This is a genomic window from Xanthovirga aplysinae, from assembly GCF_009711365.1.
GTDB lineage: Bacteria > Bacteroidota > Bacteroidia > Cytophagales > Cyclobacteriaceae > Xanthovirga > Xanthovirga aplysinae.
Window position 1 is genome coordinate 1 of sequence record NZ_SMMB01000634.1, and the last position, 2,910, is coordinate 2,910.

At 36.4% G+C, this 2,910-nt stretch carries 4 protein-coding genes; 2 read left to right on the forward strand and 2 right to left on the reverse strand.

All coding sequences use genetic code 11. The features are described 5' to 3' along the window. Positions 1-324: 324 nt before the first annotated feature. The gene (locus E1171_RS03500) at positions 325-708 is read left to right on the forward strand and encodes a hypothetical protein (RefSeq protein WP_155204113.1); all 384 of its coding nucleotides are present in this window, start codon (positions 325-327) and stop codon (positions 706-708) included. A gap of 143 nt (positions 709-851) precedes the next feature. Here E1171_RS03500 and E1171_RS24705 read toward each other — a convergent pair whose 3' ends face one another. Continuing rightward, positions 852-1,178, reverse strand: coding sequence for a cryptochrome/photolyase family protein (locus tag E1171_RS24705; RefSeq protein ID WP_343031288.1), 327 nt, complete (start codon positions 1,176-1,178; stop codon positions 852-854). A gap of 3 nt (positions 1,179-1,181) precedes the next feature. Beyond that, on the reverse strand, positions 1,182-2,360 hold the full coding sequence (locus E1171_RS03505; protein WP_343031289.1) for a cryptochrome/photolyase family protein: 1,179 nt from the start codon (positions 2,358-2,360) through the stop codon (positions 1,182-1,184). Between E1171_RS03505 and E1171_RS24180 the strand changes: the two genes are divergently transcribed. Continuing rightward, on the forward strand, positions 2,359-2,499 hold the full coding sequence (locus E1171_RS24180; RefSeq protein WP_155204116.1) for a hypothetical protein: 141 nt from the start codon (positions 2,359-2,361) through the stop codon (positions 2,497-2,499). The two genes, E1171_RS03505 and E1171_RS24180, sit on opposite strands and share 2 nt — an antisense overlap. Positions 2,500-2,910 lie beyond the last annotated feature (411 nt).

Below are 2,910 nucleotides of genomic sequence, written 5' to 3' on the forward strand. Positions count from 1 at the left end.
ATGGAAATCTGGTTCATAATTTTCCTTGACCCAAAATTGAAATGAAAAGGTCATAAATCCCCTTGAGACCTGGATTTCACCAACAATTTAAAAAAGAAAAGGGAATCTTGATGACCTTTGAAATTATTTATATTCTGAAAAACTAAAAATACTTCCTCCCACTGAGCAACCCGCAGCCCGCATTTGGTTCGCCCCCCTTCCCATTCTTAAAAAAATTGATTCGGATAAAAGGCCATTATTTGGGCTGAAAAAGGCTTTAGACTAAACCCTAAAAATGTAAATACTAAAGCCCTATTGGCAGATTGTCTTATCCAACAACATTCTATGAGCGCTGGAAACCTCGGTACTGTTCAGCAAATGATGAGATACGAGAAACGCTTCGCTTTCTTAAAAGAAAACATCCCATTTCAGTCCTTTCATTTTCATAATTATGTAGTCATATCCTATCAATATTTTAGGGCCGATGATGAAAGCAATGGCTTTAAATACCTTGGAAAAGCAAATGATCTCCTTGAAAAATATGGTAAAAAATTAAAAATGCAGGAAGCCGGCTTTGGAATGGCTTATGCAGAAGCTGGTGCGCACTACTATAGGGAAAGGAAGTATACCAAAGCCAAAGCCATTATTGAAAAAGGACTGGAAATCATGCCGGATCATCTGGAGCTTAAAGTTCGTCTGGATATCGTCTTAGATGAATTACGAAACTAGAAATTCTCAGAAAACAGGAAAGTGCTTTTGGGACCTTAAAACTAAGAGAGTATGACGTTAGAAAAGCGGTGGCATTACAAAAACTTTAGAAGTTGCGCCAACATTTACAATGCTGCTGAGTGGAAGGGTATATATTAGAAGAATCAACCCTCATCCATTTTCTTAAGAAAATCATTAGCGGTTTTTAAATATTCCCCTTGTTGTTCTTTGGGCATACGATCAAATGTTTTTAGCAAAAGATTTAAACGGGGATTAGTAGAAAAGAAGTGACGGTGGGAATGTAGAAACCTCCAGAAAAGTGCATCCCAAATGGCTTGCCAGGGACCTTTTTTAAAATCACTCATCTTCAGTAAATAATTGCTTCCACTGATATAAGGCTTGGTGGCAAATAGTCCACCATCCGCAAACTGGCTCATACCATAAACGTTAGGAACCATTACCCAATCATAAGCATCAATAAATAACTCCATAAATCAGCGGTAAACCTCATCGGGATCGAACTCGCAAAGGAGCATGAAATTTCCAATTACCATTAAGCGCTCAATATGATGGCAATACCCTGTCTGTAATACTTTTTCAATTACAGTATCCAGAGGCAGTATTCCCGTTGTGGCCGAATAAAAGGAGTCAGGAATTTTTCGGTGAAATCCCCAAAAGTTTCTTTTGCGTTCTTCCGTTCCTCTAAACACATAAATTCCTCTTATAAACTCCCTCCAACCGATGAGTTGTCGAATAAAACCCTCAGTGGAGTTCAGGGGTAAGGTTTTCTTTTGGGAAAAGTTCAATACCTTTTCTACTACTTCTCTGGGATTGAGTAGGCCCGTATTGAGCAGAGGGGAAATCAAGCTATGGTGCAGAAGAAATCCATCCCTTCGTATAGCATCTTCATAAGTTCCAAAATCTTTTAGTCGTTGGTGAAGAAAACCCTCCAGCCATTTTTTGGCGGAGGAAAAGGTATGGGGATAAAGGGTCTTATCTGGCGGGTTTCCCAGTCGAGCTGGAAAATGATTTTTGACGTAGCTAATGGCTTCTTTAAAAAAGGAATCTTTTTTTGGAAAATCAACCTTAGGAACTTCCTTATTTGCAGGGTACTTTTTCCGATTTTCCGTATCAAAACTCCATTTTCCTCCTTGTGGTTTTTCCTTGTCCTCAATCAGAACACCTCTTAATTTTCGCTGTTCCTTGTAAAAGGAAGCATGAAAGAATTTTTTCTTTTCAGATGGAAAATAGGGTGTTAATTCCTCTAAGCTGTTTAAAAAGGCAGGGGAAGGATATTTAGTCAATTTTATTCCTTCTTTTTCCGCCACACGATTTAATCTTTTTTCCAAAAGAAAATCTACCGGATCGATATAATGGATTTGGGTAATCTTTTGAGCTTTTAATTCCGGAATAAGTATGCGGGTATCAGAAAGGGCACTCTGGGCTTCAACATACTCTACCTCAAGGTTTTTAGTTTCCAGATAAGCGGCATAGAATTTCATGCTGGCACGATGAAAAGCCATTTTTTGTTGATGAAAGTGAAAGTGATGGAAGAAAAGATATTCTTCGATTAATAAGGAAGGAAAACCACTCTTAATCAAAGGGCTTGATTCGAATAGCTGATGGGGGAAAATAAGGTTTAACTGGTGAAGATCTCTGCTAATTTTTTTCATGATGACCCGCTTCCTCTTTTGGTCTTTATTGATGGGAGGTTGTTTAGAATTACTTTTTGGAAGGGGAATGGTTTGGAGTATTTTAAAAGGATTTGGAACAGGGGAAAATGGTTTACCCATTTATGGAGATGAGGAGTAATTGATGAAAAGTCAAAAAGAAAAAAAGGAACACAATTCATTTAAAGGGATTAGAAAAGCAACAAATATGTAAACTTTAAACAAGAGAATAGGAATATATAATTACAAGCAACCTTATTAACAATAAGGTCTATACCAACAAATGAAAAATTTTTAAATAAGATCACAGTGGATTAACATAAAACAAGAATCACACGTATTGTGATGGATAATAAATACATCGGGTACTAGATTCTAAAGAGGGACCAATGGTCTTTCTTTCCTTTATTTTATCCCCTTTATACTTTATTCAATAGACACAACTCTTCTAACGCACATTTATTTATCAACTAATTTTAATATATTGAAATAAAAAACTAAAAAGGAAAATATATTCACAAACAAATTAAAGCGTTTTTTTATACTATTTACC